The sequence below is a fragment of the Enterobacter sp. MG-EB028 genome, assembly GCF_056673305.1.
Genome location: NZ_CP195079.1, coordinates 114,901 through 131,722, shown reverse-complemented (window position 1 = coordinate 131,722; position 16,822 = coordinate 114,901). Strand labels below are relative to the sequence as shown.

Here is a 16,822-nt window from a genome sequence, read left to right as displayed (position 1 = left end):
TAAAGCCTCCCTGGGAAATTCCTGAGATTATGGAGAAAGAGTGCAAGTCGCTACCAGGTCTATTAGAATTGCCAACAGTACAACGCCGATAAGATGATGATGAATAACTTACCTGACACGCCTGATTTGCGCATTTTACTGATCAAACTCCGCCATCATGGCGATATGTTATTGACCACTCCCGTCATTGATTCGTTACGTCAAAAATGGCCGCAGGCGCAAATTGACGTGCTGTTGTATGAAGAAACGCGCGATATGCTCGCCGCCCATCCGGCGATTGGCACTATTTATGGAATCGATCGTAAATGGAAGCAGCTGGGCACGCTAAAGCACCTTCAAAAGGAGTGGCAGCTGCTCTGCGCATTACGAAAGCAACATTATCATCTGGTGATTAATCTTGCCGATCAGTGGCGTAGCGCTATCGTCACCCGCTTCACCGGTGCGCCGGTTCGCCTCGGATTCGCCTTTAACAAACGCAACAATCCATTCTGGCGTTTCTGCCATAGTGAATTAGTCTCTGTTGCAAATCACAAATCCCTGCACACCGTCGAACAAAATCTCTCCATTCTGTCGCCATTACAGGTCGCACCTAAGCCGGCGGTTACCATGGCCTACAGCGCAGAAGACTGGCACCACGCCCGCCAGCTGCTGGTGCAAAAAGGAGTGGGCGATAACTACATCGTCATCCAGCCGACGTCACGCTGGTTCTTCAAATGCTGGGATGAGAGCAAAATGGCGCAAACCATCACCGCGCTGCAGCAGGATGGGCATACCGTCGTCCTCACGGCCGGGCCGGATAAAAAAGAGCTGGCGATGATCGATCGCATTCTCGCCGCCTCACCGAAGACGGGGGTCGTCTCGCTGGCGGGACAGCTAACGTTGCGCCAGCTGGCCTCGCTTATCGATCACGCGTGTCTTTTTATTGGCGTTGACTCCGTGCCGATGCATATGGCCGCCGCGCTGCAGACGCCCTGCGTGGCGCTGTTTGGCCCTTCCAAACTGACGTTTTGGTCTCCATGGCAAGTCAACGGTGAAGTCATCTGGGCGGGCGACTACGGCCCCCTTCCCGATCCCGACGCCATTGATACCAAAACGAAAGAACGTTATCTCGACGCCATTCCTGCTGATGCTGTCGTCTCCGCTGCAAGGAGATATCTGTCATGAAACACCATCGCCTGGCGATTGTTCGCCAAAAGTATCGCCCTGATGGCGGGGCGGAGCGCTTCGTTTCACGTGCTCTCACCGCGCTGAGCAACCAGAATCTTGAACTCAACGTCATTACGCGTGAATGGCAGGGCGAAAAGCAGGACGACTGGCATATCCATATTTGCGACCCGCGTAAATGGGGCCGCATCAGCCGCGAACGCGGTTTTGCCCATGCCGCCCGCGCGCTGTGGCAACAACAGCAGTTTGATATTGTGCAAAGCCATGAGCGTATCCCGGGCTGCGATATCTACCGCGCTGGAGATGGCGTCCATCGCCGCTGGCTGCTGCAGCGTGCGCGCATTCTGCCCGCCTGGCGCGCGCAGATGCTGATGTTCGATCGCTATCACCGCTACGTGATGCAAGCCGAACGAGAAATGTACCAGGCCCCAGAGCTGAAGGCGGTTATCTGTAATGCGGAGATGATCAAACGCGAAATCGTCGAAGACTTTGATATTGACGCAAAAAAAATACATGTGATTTATAATTCAATTGATTCCAGCCGCTTCATTCCAGCCCAGGAAGCACAGCGAGCCGCGCTGCGTCAGCAATTTGGTTTGCCAGCCGATGCCGTGGTGTTCTGTTTTGTAGGGTCGGGATTTGAACGAAAAGGATTGGCCAGCGCCATACGCGCTATCGCAGGAACGCCAGCCTGGCTGATTGTGGTTGGACAGGATAAAGCAGAACATCGTTATCGTGACCTCGCCCGCTCATTAGGCTGCGAAGGGCAAATCCGTTTCCTGGGGATGCAGAAAGAAACTCTGCCTTTTTATCAGCTATCCGATGGTTTACTGTTGCCAACGCTGTATGATCCGTTTCCAAACGTCATTCTTGAAGCGATGGCCTGCGGCTTGCCCGTCATTACTTCACAGAGCTGCGGTGGCGCTGAATTTATTCAGCAAGGCCAGAACGGATTTTATTGTGACGCCCTGGATATCGACACATTGAAGGAGGCAATTGCAGCCACCCCTTCTCTGGGAAAAAATAACACGATGGGGCAAGCGGCACGTGAACGCGTAAAAAGCGCCACCCCCGAAAAACTGTCAAGTCAGCTTATTTCGCTTTATCAAAAATTACTGGATTAAAAATGCGTATCCTAATGATTATTGATGGTTTACCCGGTGGGGGAGCTGAAAAAACAGTTCTTACACTTTCCAGCGGATTAATGGAAATGGGGCATCAGGTCTCCCTTTACTCTCTGCGGAAAGTGTGTGATTACGCCATCCCGGAAGGCATTGATTATCAGGTGGTTCAGGATACCTGCAAAAAACCGTGGCGAAAGCTGACGGAGATCCCGCGCCGCGCCCGCCTGCTGGATCAGGCAATTGAGCGGGCTGAGCGCAGCGGAAAATTTGACGTTGTGTTCTCTCATCTGCACAAAACGGACCGCATTGTGGCGCACTGCCGCGCGCTGGAACGTGATAAAGTCTGGTTCTGCGTGCACGGCATGTTCTCTTTCTCTTATCTCCGACACCGCAGCGGGCTTTCGCGCTGGTTTAAGCATCTTAAAATTCGTCATACCTACGAAAACCGAAACGTTGTCGCCGTCTCAGGCGCCGTGTTGAAAGATCTTTCCGAGACGCTGGCTCTCAAACTCCGGCGTAAAGCGGTTATCCATAATCCTTTTGATATCCCTGAGATTCAGCGTCTGGCGGATGCCCCCTTCGAGATGCAAGGGAAGGATTACATCATCCATGTTGGCCGCTTCCATGAACACAAACGCCACGACCGCCTTTTACGCGCCTTCGCACAGAGTCAGCTTGACACTACGCTTGTCATGATGGGCAATGGCTCAGAAGCCAAAATTCAAAAACTTAAGCAGCTTGCCCGCGATTTGGGTATTGAAAACAAAACGGTTTTCCGTCCGTTCGACGCTAACCCCTACCCCTGGATAAAAGGTGCACGCCTCTTAGTGTTAAGCTCTGACTGCGAAGGTTTTGGTAATGTGCTGGTGGAATCCATTATCTGCCACACGCCACCGGTCAGTACCAATTGTCCGGGTGGCCCCGCAGAAATCCTCACCGGCGCCTTAGCGCGCGGGCTGGCAGAGTTAAATGACGCGTCACTGGCAAAAACCCTGGTAGATATTTATACCGCCCCGCCGGTCGTTGGCGATGCAACGATTGCGTCGTTCGGTATCAATGCCATTTGCCAGCAGTACATTGCTTTGGTCGACAATCAAAAATAATCAGGTTTCTTATGCAAAATTCAGCGCCATTGTTAAGCGTGGTGGTTGCCGTTTATAACGGCGAAGCTTTTCTGGATCAGTTCTTTACCTGCCTTGTGAATCAACGCATCGACAGCATGGAAGTCATCATTGTCAATGACGGCTCGACTGACCGCTCGATGCAGATCGTCGAAAGCTGGCGTGAAAAACTGCCGCAGATACAGGTGATTGAACAGCATAACCAGGGCGTTTCCATCGCGCGTAATACCGGCCTGGCCGTTGCAACCGGTCAGTATCTCTCTTTCCCGGATATTGATGACGTCTTCAAACCTGGCATGTACCAGCGTCTGCTGGATATGGCCGTTACGCAGGATCTGGATGTCGCCACCTGCAACGGCAACTATGTCTGGGAAAATGACAGGAAACCTTCTCGCCCTATCTTCCCTGAGGATAAACTCGCCTCGACGGGCGTCATGACGGGCCCGGCATGGCTGAAGATGGCGCTGGATTCACGTAAGTTCCTGCACGTGACCTGGCTTAATATTTATCGCCACGATTTTATTCGTAAACACCGTTTCCATTTCGAACCCGGCCTGCGCCATCAGGATATCCCGTGGACCACCGAGGTGCTGCTTGCCGCAGAGCGCGTTCAGTACACCAGCGAACGCTTTTATGACTACTACATTCACTCTGCCTCGGTATCGCACACGCCGGATAATGACGACACGCTGATTCGCTCCGCGCGCCACTACATGAAAATCCTGCAGATGCTTGATGCCATTAACCAGCGTTACCCGGATAAAGTGAAAAATATCCCCGCCTGCTACTGGCAAATCGCCAAAGAGGGGTTGGGAATCATTCATACCTTCGACAACATGAAGGATGAGGCAAAGAAGACAATGATTATCAAAGAGTTCTTCGACACCGGGATCTGGAAGCTTATCTGGAAAAGTGCCAAAAGCCCGCGTTTGCGCTGGCGCCTGGGCCGACGCTACTTCCGTTTAAAACGGTATCTGGCATAAGAGATAGCTTTACCTGGCTTAAATGCTTAGAATTTGCCCGCCGAAACTAAAAAGACGGATAATCGCTTGGAATTGTTGTATACCGCCCTGCTCTATATCATTCAGCCACTGGTGTGGCTGAGACTGTTGCTTCGTAGCCGTAAAGCGCCTGCGTATCGTAAACGCTGGGCTGAACGCTATGGCTTTTGCCGCAATAAAGTCGCGCCGGACGGTATTTTGCTGCATTCCGTTTCTGTTGGTGAAACGCTGGCGGCGATCCCGCTGGTTCGCGCTCTGCGCCATCGTTACCCGTCTCTGCCAATTACCGTCACCACCATGACGCCAACCGGCTCAGAGCGCGCGTTATCCGCGTTTGGTAAAGACGTTCATCACGTCTACCTCCCTTACGATCTGCCCTGCGCCATGAATCGTTTCCTGAACACCGTTCGCCCGAAGCTGGTGATCGTGATGGAAACCGAGCTGTGGCCGAACATGATTTCCGCTCTGCATGCCCGTAAAATTCCGCTGGTGATTGCCAACGCGCGCCTGTCAGAGCGCTCGGCGAAAGGTTACGGCAAGCTGGGTAAATTTATGCGCCGCCTGCTGAGCAAAATCACGCTGATTGCTGCGCAGAATGAAGAAGACGCGGCACGCTTTATCTCTCTGGGCCTGAAGCGCAACCAGCTTGCCGTAACCGGCAGTCTGAAATTCGATATTTCCGTTACCCCTGAACTGGCCGCCCGCGCCATCACGCTGCGCCGCCAGTGGGCTCCGCGTCGTCAGGTCTGGATTGCCACCAGTACTCATGAGGGTGAAGAGGCGATTATCCTGCAGGCGCACCGCAAGCTGCTGGAAAAATTCCCTGATTTACTGCTGATCCTCGTGCCTCGTCATCCGGAACGTTTTAAAGATGCCCGCGAAATGGTGCAGAAAGGAGGCTTCAGCTTCACTCTGCGCAGCAGCGGAGAGATCCCTTCCGGCAGTACCCAGGTGGTGATTGGCGATACGATGGGCGAACTGATGCTGCTCTACGGCATTGCTGACCTCGCCTTTGTTGGCGGAAGCCTGGTGGAACGCGGAGGCCATAACCCGCTGGAGCCGGCAGCCCACGCCATTCCTGTGCTGATGGGGCCACACACGTTTAACTTCAAAGATATCTGCGCGAAATTACAGCAGGCCGATGGTTTAATTACCGTGACCGATGCGGACTCGGTCGTCAAAGAGGTATTGACCCTTCTGACGGACGAAGATTACCGCCTGTGGTACGGTCGCCACGCCGTTGAAGTGCTGCACCAGAATCAGGGCGCACTCACCCGTCTGCTGCAGCTTCTGCAACCTTATTTGCCTCAGCGGAGCCACTAATGTCTACGCGTCTGTCGGTCGTCATGATCGCCAAAAACGCCGCCGACCTGCTTCCGGACTGCCTGACCTCCGTCGCCTGGGCTGACGAGATCGTCATTCTCGACTCCGGAAGCACGGACAACACGGTGGACGTTGCCCGGGCAGCGGGCGCAAAAGTCTTTACCAATACTGACTGGCAAGGCTATGGCATCCAGCGCCAGCGCGCTCAGGGGTATGCCACCGGTGATTACGTGTTGATGCTCGATACCGACGAACGCATCACGCCGGAGCTTCAGCAGGCCATCCAGGCGGTGCTTTCCTCGCCCAAGCCTGGCGCCGTATACAGCATCGCCCGCCGCAACTACTTCCTTGGCCGCTTCATGCGCCACAGCGGCTGGTATCCTGACCGCGTGATGCGCCTCTACGAGCGCGAGCGCTATCAGTACAACGACAATCTGGTCCATGAATCCCTGACCTGCGACAGCGCCCAGGTCATCCCCCTGACGGGCGATTTGCTGCACCTGACCTGCCGTGATTTCGCCAGCTTCCAGCAAAAGCAGCTCAACTATGCCACCGCATGGGCGCAGGAGCGTCACCAGCGCGGCAAGAAGGCCTCGCTGACGGGTATCTTCACCCACACGCTGGGTGCGTTTCTGAAAACGCTGCTGCTGCGTGGTGGCGTGCTGGACGGTAAGCAGGGCTGGTTACTCGCGGTAGTGAATGCCCAGTATACTTTCAACAAATACACCGAGCTGTGGGCGCTCTGCCGCGGCTACTCAGAGAAAACGTGAGCCATGAGCACAAAAGCGATTTATCCGGGTACCTTCGATCCGATCACCAACGGTCATATTGATATCATCACCCGTGCGGCATGCATGTTCGACAAGGTGATCCTGGCCATTGCCGCCAGCCCCAGCAAAAAGCCGATGTTTGACCTCAACGAGCGCGTACAGCTCGCCACCGATGCCATTTCGCACCTGTCGAATGTTGCGGTGGTCGGGTTTAGCGACCTGATGGCGAACTTCGCCCGCGCCCAGCAGGCCAATATTCTGATCCGTGGCCTGCGCGCGGTGGCAGACTTCGAGTATGAGATGCAGCTGGCGCACATGAACCGCCACCTGATGCCGGAGCTGGAAAGCGTATTCCTGATGCCATCAAAAGAGTGGTCGTTTATCTCGTCCACGCTGGTGAAAGAGGTGGCGCGCCATCACGGGGACGTTACCCATTTCCTGCCGGATAACGTCCACCAGGCGCTGATGGACAAGCTAAAGTAGCGCTATTTCTGGCACTGACGGCAGTAGAACGTGGCTCGCTGGGCGTGCTTTGCGGCAGCGATCGGCGTCCCGCATACCCGGCATGGCTCACCTTTACGGCCATACACCTGCAGCTCCTGGGCAAAATAGCCCGGTTTACCGTCGCTTTGCAGGAAGTCCTTCAGCGTGGTCCCGCCCTGCTCAATCGAGCGCAGTAATACGGCTTTAATGACCCGGACCAGCAGCTCACACTCCTGCGCCGACAGCGATGATGCCAGCCGATCGGGATGGATCCCGGCCGCGAAAAGCGATTCACTGGCGTAAATATTCCCCACGCCGACCACCAGCTTGTTATCCATCAGCCAGGGCTTGATCGGAGCCTTCTTCTTCGCACACTTCTCTTTCAGGTAGTCCGCGTTGAACGCGTCTGAAAGCGGCTCAGGGCCCAGATGCGCCAGCACGTTGTGTCCTTCCAGCTCCTTTGTCCACAGCCACGCGCCAAAGCGCCTGGGATCGGTGTAACGGAGCACTTTGCCGTTGCTCATCACCAGATCGACATGGTCGTGCTTTTCCGCAGGCAGTTCTTCGGTCAGGATGCGCAGGCTCCCGGACATCCCCAGATGGATAATAATCCAGCCGTCAGGCAACTCCAGCAGCAGGTATTTCGCGCGGCGCTGCACGCTAAGGACGGGTTTGTCGCTTAACGCGTGGATCTCATCGGACACCGGCCAGCGCAGACGTCCATTGCGAACGACAGCATGAAGAATAGTCGCGCCGACCAGATGGGGCTCAATGCCGCGACGGCTGGTCTCTACCTCAGGTAATTCAGGCATGGTTCCTCCGTTGAGATGCAGAATGCAAAAAACCCCGCAGTTGCGGGGTTTTTCAATACAAGGAGGCTAAAATTATTTGATTTTAGCTTCTTTGTACAGTACGTGCTGGCGTACAACTGGATCGAATTTTTTCAGTTCCAGTTTTTCCGGCTTAGTACGTTTGTTCTTCGTGGTGGTGTAGAAGTGACCTGTACCAGCAGAAGAAACCAGCTTGATTTTCTCGCGAATACCTTTAGCCATGATTTATTTCCTCTTTAAGTACTTAGTACTTTTCGCCACGGGCACGCAGTTCAGACAGAACTGTATCGATGCCTTTCTTATCGATTACACGCATACCTTTAGCAGATACGCGCAGGGTGACAAAACGCTTCTCGCTCTCAACCCAGAAACGGTGAGAGTGCAGGTTCGGCAGGAAACGGCGTTTAGTCGCGTTCAGTGCGTGGGAACGGTTGTTACCGGTCACCGGACGCTTGCCAGTAACTTGGCAGACTTGGGACATGTCTATTCTCCAAAAATCAAATTAGCTCGAGCTTCGTATGGGGTATCGGCGCCTCGTCAGGCTTTACAGCCCGGTCATCGCGTAGTTCTAAGTGAACTCTCGATTGCCAGGCCCAAATGCCAAACCCGAGATTCTCAAAGGTGGCGTAGTATACGCTGACTCGGCGGTGTGCTCAAGTCCCGAACAGACAAAGATCCCGATGGATCGCCAGAAATAGCCTAAATCCAGCCATGTTCTGCAAAAGAAATGTACTCTCCGCGGCCAATTATCAGATGGTCCAGCACACGAATGTCCATGAATTGACAGCATTTGATAATGCGCTCGGTGATTTCTTTGTCCGCTCTGCTCGGTTCTGCACAGCCAGAGGGGTGATTATGCGCGAGGATCACGCCTGCTGCATTCACTTTTATCGCTTCGCGCACAATTTCACGCGGATGCACCTCAACGTGGCTCAGTGTACCTGAAAAAAGGCGGGTATGCTTAAGCACCCGGTTTCGGTTGTCGAGAAAGATCACCATAAAGATCTCCCGCTCCAGACCGGATAGCTGGCTTTGCAGAAATTCTCGGGTCATGTCAGGGGTAAGGATCGGATCTTGCTCCTCCATCTGCACGTTATAAAATCTCCGGGCAAGTTCAGCAATACCCCGTAACTGGGCATATTTCGCGACGCCAATGCCTTCTACGTGCGCAAACTCCTCCAGTTCGGCTGTCAGCAAACCATACAGTGAACCAAAATGGTCTATCAGATTTTTCGCCAGCGTAAATACCGTTTTTCCCTTCGTACCTGTACGTAAAAAGAGCGCCAGCAGCTCGTCGTCTTTTAATAACGTGACGCCATGACGCAGCATTTTTTCGCGCGGTAGCAGCAGTTCAGTCTCTTCCATGCCCGGCCTCCTTCTGTTTGCCATTATGCTGCCACAGGCAAATCCGGGGCTCGACGCTGAAGTTTCGTTCTTGCGTAGCGCCTCGCAAAGTGAATAAAGGACTTCATCACCCCGTATTTGGGATTGTGATAAAATGCCCGCTCTCTGGTGAAACCCAACAGGAAAGAATCATGATGAGCCTGGCCGGTAAAAAAATCGTTCTTGGCGTGAGCGGCGGTATTGCTGCCTATAAAGCGCCGGAGCTGGTGCGTCGTCTGCGCGAGCGCGGGGCGGACGTGCGGGTCGCGATAACCGAAGGCGGTAAAGCCTTTATCACCCCTCTGAGCCTGCAGGCGGTTTCAGGATACCCGGTATCTGACAGCCTGCTCGATCCGGCCGCCGAAGCCGCGATGGGGCATATTGAGCTTGGGAAATGGGCCGATCTGGTGATTCTTGCCCCAGCCACGGCGGATTTGATTGCCCGCGTGGCGGCCGGTATGGCGAACGATCTGGTTTCGACCATTTGCCTCGCGACGCCTGCACCTGTCGCCGTTGTGCCCGCCATGAACCAGCAGATGTACCGCAATGCCGCCACCCAGCATAATCTGGAGACGCTGGCCTCGCGCGGCCTGCTTATCTGGGGCCCGGACAGTGGCAGCCAGGCCTGCGGCGACGTTGGCCCAGGGCGTATGCTCGACCCGTTGACGATTGTAGATATGGCTGCCGCCCATTTCTCACCTGTCAACGATCTGCGACATCTCAACATCATGATTACTGCGGGTCCCACGCGCGAGCCGTTGGACCCGGTGCGCTACATCACCAACCACAGCTCCGGCAAAATGGGCTTTGCAATTGCTGCCGCAGCGGCAAAACGCGGTGCTAACGTCACGCTGGTCAGCGGCCCGGTCTCGTTACCTACGCCACCTTTTGTGCAGCGCATTAATGTCACCACCGCGCTGGAGATGGAAGCCGCCGTGCAGGCTCATGCGCAACATCAGCAGATTTTTATCGGCTGTGCGGCCGTGGCAGACTATCGTGCCGAGACCATCGCCGAATCTAAAATCAAAAAGCAAGGTGATGAATTAACACTGAAAATGGTGAAAAACCCGGACATTGTTGCTGGGGTCGCCGCACTAAAAAACCATCGTCCTTACGTTGTTGGATTTGCCGCAGAAACGAATAATGTGGAAGAATATGCCCGGCAAAAACGTACCCGCAAAAACCTCGATTTAATTTGCGCGAACGACGTATCGCTGGCCACGCAAGGATTTAATAGCGACAGCAACGCACTGCACCTTTTCTGGCAGGATGGAGATAAAATCTTACCGCTTGAGCGCAAGGAACTCCTGGGCCAACAATTACTGGACGAGATCGTTACCCGTTATGATGAAAAAAATCGACGTTAAGATTCTGGACCCGCGTGTTGGCGAGCAATTCCCGCTGCCAACCTATGCCACCTCCGGCTCTGCCGGACTTGACCTGCGCGCCTGTCTCGATGACGCCGTAGAACTGGCTCCCGGTGCCACTACCCTGATCCCGACTGGGCTGGCGATCCACATTGCTGACCCGTCTCTGGCGGCAGTGATCCTGCCGCGCTCTGGTCTGGGCCATAAGCACGGCGTTGTGCTGGGTAACCTGGTCGGCCTGATCGACTCCGACTACCAGGGTCAACTGATGGTATCCGTCTGGAACCGTGGCCAGGACAGCTTCACCATTGAACCGGGCGAGCGTATCGCGCAGATGGTTTTTGTACCGGTGGTTCAGGCAGAATTTAACCTGGTGGCAGACTTTGATGCCACCGACCGTGGCGAAGGCGGCTTCGGCCATTCCGGGCGCAAATAACCGCCCGACACACACGTATCTCGCAGCGCCATAACGCAATAACAAACCGCAAACGTCAGTTTGCGGTCGCTGTGTGGATGCCAGCCTGGCAAGTGCTTATTTTTCAGGGGTATTTTGTAACATGGCAGAAAAACAAACCGCGAAAAGGAATCGTCGCGAAGAAATACTTCAATCTCTGGCTCTGATGCTTGAATCCAGCGATGGCAGTCAACGCATCACCACCGCTAAACTGGCCGCCTCTGTGGGCGTGTCTGAAGCGGCGCTGTATCGTCATTTCCCCAGCAAAACAAAAATGTTCGACAGCCTGATCGAGTTTATTGAAGACAGTCTGATCACACGCATTAACCTGATTTTGAAAGACGAAAAAGACACCACCGCGCGTCTGCGTCTGATTGTGCTGTTAATTCTGGGCTTTGGGGAACGCAATCCGGGTTTAACCCGTATCCTGACCGGCCACGCGCTGATGTTTGAGCAGGACAGGCTGCAGGGCCGCATCAATCAGCTTTTTGAGCGTATTGAAGCACAGCTGCGCCAGGTGCTACGCGAGAAGAAAATGCGTGAAGGCGAAGGATACAATACGGATGAGACATTGCTGGCAAGCCAGATCCTGGCGTTTTGTGAAGGCATGCTCTCCCGCTTTGTGCGCAGTGAATTCAAATACCGACCAACGGACGATTTTGACGCCCGCTGGCCGTTAGTAGCAGCACAACTGCAGTAGCGCCGCAGCGCCCGGTAAGCGTAGCGCCGCCGGGCAATTCAATTACACGCCAAACTCTTCGCGATACGCCCGCACCGCCGCCAGGTGATCCGCCATCTCTGGCTTCTCTTCCAGATACGCAATCAGGTCTTTCAGGGTGATGATAGAGGTCACTTTGCAGCTGTAATCACGCTCTACTTCCTGGATAGCAGAGATATCGCCGCGACCACGCTCCTGACGATCCAGAGAAATAAGCACGCCAGCCAGCGTCGCACCGTTGGCCTGGATAATCTCCATAGATTCACGGATCGCAGTGCCTGCGGTGATCACGTCGTCCACCAGCATCACGCGGCCCTGCAGCGCGCTGCCTACAAGATTACCGCCTTCACCGTGGGTTTTGGCCTCTTTGCGGTTAAAGCAGTACGGCACGTCGCGGTCGTGATGTTCCGCCAGCGCGACTGCTGTGGTGGTCGCAATTGGAATGCCTTTGTAGGCCGGGCCAAACAGCAGGTCAAAATCAATCCCGGAATCCACCAGCGCTTCGGCATAGAAACGGCCTAACAGGGCCAGATCGCGCCCGGTATTAAACAGCCCGGCGTTGAAGAAATAGGGGCTCTTACGCCCGGATTTCAGCGTAAATTCGCCAAACTTAAGTACCTGTTTATTAATAGCAAACTCAATAAACTGGCGCTGATACGATTTCATGGATTCGCTCCTTTGGTTTTTCTGTCTTACAGGCAAAAAAAAGGCGACTCACTGGTCGCCTTTAAAATCAATTTTCTAACGCCGCTTTTTGCGTCGCTACAATGGATTCGATTCCCCCTCGGGCCAACGCCAGCAGGGAGAGAAGTTCTTCATGGGTGAACGGCTCGCCTTCCGCCGTGCCCTGCACCTCAATGATGCGGCCATCTTCGGTCATCACCACGTTCATGTCGGTCTCGGCGGCGGAATCTTCAACGTATTCCAGATCGCAAAGCGCTTCGCCGTTAACGATCCCCACGGAAACCGCCGCGACCATCCCTTTCATTGGGTTGGTTTTCAGCTTACCGGCTGCAACCAGCTTGTTCAGGGCATCCGCCAGCGCTACGCAGGCACCGGTAATGGACGCGGTACGCGTGCCGCCATCTGCCTGAATTACGTCGCAGTCCAGCGTAATAGTGAATTCACCGAGAGTTTTCAGGTCAACGGCAGCGCGCAGCGCACGTGCGATCAGACGCTGAATCTCCATGGTACGGCCGCCCTGCTTACCCTTTGCCGCTTCACGGGCATTACGGGTGTGCGTTGCGCGTGGCAGCATGCCGTATTCGGCGGTGATCCAGCCCTGACCCTGGCCTTTCAGGAAGCGCGGAACCCCTTCTTCGATGGACGCGGTGCACAGCACTTTGGTGTCACCAAACTCAACCAGCACGGAGCCTTCAGCGTGTTTTGTATAGTTACGGGTCAGGGTGACGGGACGCACCTGATTGGCGCTACGACCTGATGGACGCATGATGGATTCTCCGGCTTGAAACGAATGTGGCTGCGCATTATACGGATAAAGGAAGCTTATTCCTATCCTGAGAAGCCCCCGAAAGCTATAATCCCCCCATCTCTCCTTTAAAAACGGGAATGTCTATGATCCGCAGTATGACCGCCTACGCCCGGCGTGAAATCAAGGGTAGCTGGGGTAGCGCTACCTGGGAAATGCGTTCGGTAAACCAGCGCTATCTGGAAACATATTTCCGTATGCCGGAACAGTTCCGCAGCCTTGAACCTGTGGTGCGCGAGCGTATCCGTACGCGTCTGACCCGCGGGAAAGTGGAATGCAACCTGCGCTTTGAGCCAGATGCAAGCGCGCAGGGCGAACTGATCCTCAACGAAAAGCTGGCGAAACAGCTCGTGAATGCGGCGAACTGGGTCAAAATGCAGAGCGATGAAGGCGAAATCAACCCGGTTGATATTCTGCGCTGGCCTGGGGTCATGGCCGCCGGTGAGCAGGATCTGGATGCCATTGCCGCTGAAATTTTGGCAGCCCTCGACGGCACGCTGGACGATTTTATCGTTGCCCGAGAAACCGAAGGCCAGGCGCTAAAAGCGATGATTGAGCAGCGTCTTGAAGGCGTGAGCACCGAAGTGGCCAAAGTCCGCACCCACATGCCAGAAGTGCTGCAATGGCAGCGCGAACGACTTGTCGCCAAGCTGGAAGAAGCGGAAGTTCAGCTGGAAAACACCCGTCTGGAACAAGAGCTGGTGCTGATGGCGCAGCGCGTTGACGTGGCCGAAGAGCTGGATCGTCTGGAAGCGCACGTGAAAGAGACCTACAACATACTGAAGAAGAAGGAAGCTGTAGGCCGCCGTCTGGACTTTATGATGCAGGAGTTCAACCGCGAGTCGAATACTCTGGCTTCTAAGTCTATCAATGCTGAAGTGACCAACTCAGCGATTGAACTGAAGGTTCTGATTGAGCAGATGCGCGAGCAGATCCAGAATATTGAGTAATCCCTTTTTGGGTGGTATCGGCTGATGCCACCCATTATTATTTCTAATTCGAATTTTCACACCTTTTCCAATTCACCTGCCAATAATCAACCATATTCAGCATGTATTGATTAGATTTTATAGGTGAAATCCAATCGCCTTAGAAAATCTCAATCGTGATCTTGCGCACAAATCGCTAACCTTCCCGCGTTCACACCGGAGGGTATATGCTGCTTCACATTCTTTATCTCATTGGTATCACCGCAGAAGCCATGACTGGCGCTCTCGCCGCCGGGCGTCGCCGGATGGACACCTTCGGCGTGATCATTATTGCTACTGCAACCGCGCTGGGCGGCGGTTCCGTGCGCGATATCCTGCTTGGCCATTACCCGCTTGGCTGGGTGAAGCATCCTGAGTACGTGATTATCGTCGCAACGGCTGCCGTATTAACCACCATAGTGGCACCCGTTATGCCCCATCTGCGCCGCCTGTTCCTGGTGCTTGATGCGCTGGGGCTGATCGTTTTTTCAATCATCGGCGCGCAAATCGCGCTCGATATGGGGGAAGGTCCGGTTATCGCTACCATCGCGGCCGTGGTCACGGGGGTATTCGGCGGCGTGCTGCGCGATATGTTCTGCAAACGCATTCCTCTGGTCTTTCAAAAAGAGCTATATGCCGGCATCTCCTTCGCCGCAGCGGTGCTCTACATTGCCCTGCAGCATTACGTTTCAAACCACGATGTGGTGGTCATCTCCACGCTGCTGTTTGGCTTTACGGCCCGCATGCTGGCGCTGCGTCTGAAGCTCGGGCTGCCTGTGTTTCACTATAAGCACGGCGCTCACTAATCTCAGAACCCGTTGATGTGCTGTTCAGCGAGCCACTTCGCCAGCACATCTATCTCTGGCGCGTGCAGCCAGCTAACGATTTGCCGCGCCTTCTCCTCTCCCGTTCCCGGCAGGGTCTGCCATGACTTTGCGCTGCGCTCGCTCATCTTCTGCCAGGACACCTCCCCTGAAGCCTTCAGCGACGCCTGCGGTAACGGAACACCCAGAGCCATAATCCAGCGGATGAAAGGCTGCTCGCGCACCTGATTAAAGCGGTGCCAGAGCGCGAGTCCGCGCGCTGCGGAAAACCCCGGCGTCGACTGCAGCTGTTCCTGCGTTAATAGCAGCCATGAAAAGAGATGTTCAAAATGATGTGCCTGCCAGAGCATCCGCCAGCCTGACTCACCTAATCCTTCAATGTTGAATACCTGCTTTGAACTGAGCCACGTCAGCCGGGCAAAGAACTGTTCCATACACTCCGGCGAGGCATAAAGGCAGCTAAGGGAGTGATAACGCGAGGCCGGTGGTTCTGGTTTTTGTCTGTCCGTTCCTCGCCAGACCACCTTATCAAACCGGGGGATACCCTGCCCGGCCAGACTTACCTGAACCTGATCGCCCGGGGCAATATCCAGCCTCTGCCAGCACCCAACCGAACCCAGGCTCACTCGCTGCACCTGTTTATCGTCCAGTTGGACAGGCTCCAGTGCCGCCACGACAGAAATTTTGCCCGTGCGCCCCACGGAAAAATGAATATTTCTGACCTCAGCGACCTGTGCTGCAGGCGAATATTTCCACGCGATGACCCAGTTGCCTTCGCCAGGCAGCCAGCGCTCCCCTGAAGGAGACTCAGCAGACCGAACCACTATGCCATCCGTGGCAAAGGGTAATGCCGTGTTTTGCCAGGCCAAACGCTGTTTTTCAACAGCATCAACAGTCTGTACGGGCAGCGTATAGCGCGCCGTCAGGGAAAAACCTGCGCTGGACAGCTCAGAAAGCCTGTTTTCCATTCCCTTCGGTCCATCCGGCCAGGCCCAGATAAATATTCCCGTCTGGTTCAGAAACGCGTTGTCCTTTTGTCGCATCATCGCGCCCGCCACTTTTGCACGTGCATTCATTCCGCCCATCTGCCGCTGGACGTGGTTTTCGCGTAGCCAGAAAAGCTCCCCCTGTAAGACGCTGTTTGCCAGCACGCCGGATACCTCCTTAGGCACGGACGGAATCAAACGCACGCGTGCCGTCCAGTCCTCGCCTTTTAGCCCATTACCACGGCTGATCGCCCGGGCTAGCTTTCCGTTGCGATACACAAGCGTCACTGCCACGCCGTCGACTTTTGGCTGCATCCAGAGATTTTTCCGGCCGTGCATCCACTGGCTCAGCGCTTCTTTGCTGGCTGCTTTACGTACCCCCGTATGGGCAACAGGATGTTTTACGCTTCCCGTCAGCGCGGGGAGTTTCTCTTCTGAAATCTCACTGCCAAAACAGCGCTGCCACTGCGTTAACCGCCCGTGAAGCTGGTCGTACACGTCGTCGTTTACATCGCTCGCCCCCTGCTTCCAGTAGGCATCATCCCAGCGTTTTATCTGCGCGCTTAACGACGCAATCTCTTTCTCTGCTTTTGCCTGCGACCACACCGGACACACCGCCGCGCCATAGCCACACCACAACACCAGTAATCCGCTTATCCATCGCCACATTGCTACCCCTCCTTTGCGTTGCAGGAGGTATAACCTGCCGATCAAAACAACGCTAACGGCAACCTTTCGCTTTACGAGGCGCTATCCAGGGTTTCTTTTTATTTCTGCAAACCGCGGGTAAAACCTGAAAACGGCACGCAAAATTCAA

Annotated in this window: 19 protein-coding genes; 12 read left to right on the top strand and 7 right to left on the bottom strand. The window is 54.7% G+C overall.

Annotation, left to right across the window (positions count from 1 at the left end; genetic code table 11):
• Nucleotides 1-93: 93 nt before the first annotated feature.
• The 7 genes from rfaQ to coaD all read left to right on the top strand — a co-directional run bounded on the left by rfaQ (nt 94) and on the right by coaD (nt 6,986).
• Complete coding sequence (rfaQ, locus tag ACR42C_RS00545; RefSeq protein WP_320720672.1) at nt 94-1,164, top strand: putative lipopolysaccharide heptosyltransferase III; 1,071 nt, start codon at nt 94-96, stop codon at nt 1,162-1,164.
• Complete coding sequence (locus ACR42C_RS00540) at nt 1,161-2,288, top strand: glycosyltransferase (protein ID WP_316380404.1); 1,128 nt, start codon at nt 1,161-1,163, stop codon at nt 2,286-2,288. The genes rfaQ and ACR42C_RS00540 overlap by 4 nt, the downstream gene beginning before the upstream one ends.
• A gap of 2 nt (nt 2,289-2,290) precedes the next feature.
• Nucleotides 2,291-3,391: a glycosyltransferase gene (locus tag ACR42C_RS00535; RefSeq protein ID WP_316380403.1), complete on the top strand. Its 1,101-nt coding sequence runs from the start codon at nt 2,291-2,293 to the stop codon at nt 3,389-3,391.
• An 11-nt stretch (nt 3,392-3,402) separates the two neighbouring features.
• Nucleotides 3,403-4,392 (top strand): glycosyltransferase, encoded by a 990-nt coding sequence (locus ACR42C_RS00530; protein WP_316380402.1) that lies wholly within the window; start codon nt 3,403-3,405, stop codon nt 4,390-4,392.
• A gap of 66 nt (nt 4,393-4,458) precedes the next feature.
• Nucleotides 4,459-5,733 (top strand): lipid IV(A) 3-deoxy-D-manno-octulosonic acid transferase, encoded by a 1,275-nt coding sequence (waaA, locus tag ACR42C_RS00525; RefSeq protein WP_479984630.1) that lies wholly within the window; start codon nt 4,459-4,461, stop codon nt 5,731-5,733.
• The gene (locus ACR42C_RS00520) at nt 5,733-6,503 is read left to right on the top strand and encodes a glycosyltransferase family 2 protein (protein ID WP_479984629.1); all 771 of its coding nucleotides are present in this window, start codon (nt 5,733-5,735) and stop codon (nt 6,501-6,503) included. The genes waaA and ACR42C_RS00520 overlap by 1 nt, the downstream gene beginning before the upstream one ends.
• Nucleotides 6,504-6,506: 3 nt before the next feature.
• Entirely contained in the window at nt 6,507-6,986 is a 480-nt protein-coding gene (gene coaD / locus ACR42C_RS00515; RefSeq protein ID WP_316380400.1) for a pantetheine-phosphate adenylyltransferase, read from the top strand.
• Nucleotides 6,987-6,988: 2 nt separating this feature from the next.
• Here coaD and mutM read toward each other — a convergent pair whose 3' ends face one another.
• The 4 genes from mutM to radC form a co-directional block, all read right to left on the bottom strand.
• On the bottom strand, nt 6,989-7,798 hold the full coding sequence (gene mutM, locus ACR42C_RS00510; RefSeq protein WP_116342967.1) for a bifunctional DNA-formamidopyrimidine glycosylase/DNA-(apurinic or apyrimidinic site) lyase: 810 nt from the start codon (nt 7,796-7,798) through the stop codon (nt 6,989-6,991).
• 72 nt (nt 7,799-7,870) lie between these two features.
• Entirely contained in the window at nt 7,871-8,038 is a 168-nt protein-coding gene (gene rpmG, locus ACR42C_RS00505) for a 50S ribosomal protein L33 (protein WP_003024094.1), read from the bottom strand.
• Between the two features lie 22 nt (nt 8,039-8,060).
• Nucleotides 8,061-8,297, bottom strand: a complete 237-nt coding sequence (gene rpmB / locus ACR42C_RS00500; protein WP_479984628.1) for a 50S ribosomal protein L28 — start codon at nt 8,295-8,297, stop codon at nt 8,061-8,063.
• Nucleotides 8,298-8,515: 218 nt separating this feature from the next.
• Nucleotides 8,516-9,181, bottom strand: coding sequence for a RadC family protein (gene radC, locus ACR42C_RS00495; RefSeq protein ID WP_316380399.1), 666 nt, complete (start codon nt 9,179-9,181; stop codon nt 8,516-8,518).
• 173 nt (nt 9,182-9,354) lie between these two features.
• Between radC and coaBC the strand changes: the two genes are divergently transcribed.
• The 3 genes from coaBC to slmA all read left to right on the top strand — a co-directional run bounded on the left by coaBC (nt 9,355) and on the right by slmA (nt 11,720).
• Nucleotides 9,355-10,566, top strand: a complete 1,212-nt coding sequence (gene coaBC / locus ACR42C_RS00490; RefSeq protein WP_479985224.1) for a bifunctional phosphopantothenoylcysteine decarboxylase/phosphopantothenate--cysteine ligase CoaBC — start codon at nt 9,355-9,357, stop codon at nt 10,564-10,566.
• Nucleotides 10,544-11,002, top strand: a complete 459-nt coding sequence (gene dut, locus ACR42C_RS00485; RefSeq protein WP_015570042.1) for a dUTP diphosphatase — start codon at nt 10,544-10,546, stop codon at nt 11,000-11,002. Before coaBC ends, dut begins: the two co-directional genes overlap by 23 nt.
• A gap of 121 nt (nt 11,003-11,123) precedes the next feature.
• Nucleotides 11,124-11,720: a nucleoid occlusion factor SlmA gene (slmA, locus tag ACR42C_RS00480; RefSeq protein ID WP_028015015.1), complete on the top strand. Its 597-nt coding sequence runs from the start codon at nt 11,124-11,126 to the stop codon at nt 11,718-11,720.
• 42 nt (nt 11,721-11,762) lie between these two features.
• On the opposite strand, the gene pyrE is transcribed toward slmA, so the two are convergent.
• Both pyrE and rph read right to left on the bottom strand, forming a co-directional pair.
• Complete coding sequence (gene pyrE / locus ACR42C_RS00475) at nt 11,763-12,404, bottom strand: orotate phosphoribosyltransferase (RefSeq protein ID WP_041911672.1); 642 nt, start codon at nt 12,402-12,404, stop codon at nt 11,763-11,765.
• 67 nt (nt 12,405-12,471) lie between these two features.
• Nucleotides 12,472-13,188: a ribonuclease PH gene (gene rph / locus ACR42C_RS00470; protein WP_431649334.1), complete on the bottom strand. Its 717-nt coding sequence runs from the start codon at nt 13,186-13,188 to the stop codon at nt 12,472-12,474.
• 125 nt (nt 13,189-13,313) lie between these two features.
• Between rph and ACR42C_RS00465 the strand changes: the two genes are divergently transcribed.
• Together ACR42C_RS00465 and ACR42C_RS00460 are read left to right on the top strand one after the other, a co-directional pair.
• Nucleotides 13,314-14,177: a YicC/YloC family endoribonuclease gene (locus ACR42C_RS00465; protein ID WP_116342963.1), complete on the top strand. Its 864-nt coding sequence runs from the start codon at nt 13,314-13,316 to the stop codon at nt 14,175-14,177.
• A 206-nt stretch (nt 14,178-14,383) separates the two neighbouring features.
• Nucleotides 14,384-15,001 (top strand): trimeric intracellular cation channel family protein, encoded by a 618-nt coding sequence (locus tag ACR42C_RS00460; RefSeq protein ID WP_061096641.1) that lies wholly within the window; start codon nt 14,384-14,386, stop codon nt 14,999-15,001.
• Nucleotides 15,002-15,003: 2 nt separating this feature from the next.
• Here the strand turns inward: ACR42C_RS00460 and ligB are convergent, their stop codons facing one another.
• Complete coding sequence (gene ligB, locus ACR42C_RS00455) at nt 15,004-16,674, bottom strand: NAD-dependent DNA ligase LigB (RefSeq protein WP_479984627.1); 1,671 nt, start codon at nt 16,672-16,674, stop codon at nt 15,004-15,006.
• Nucleotides 16,675-16,822: the final 148 nt, after the last annotated feature.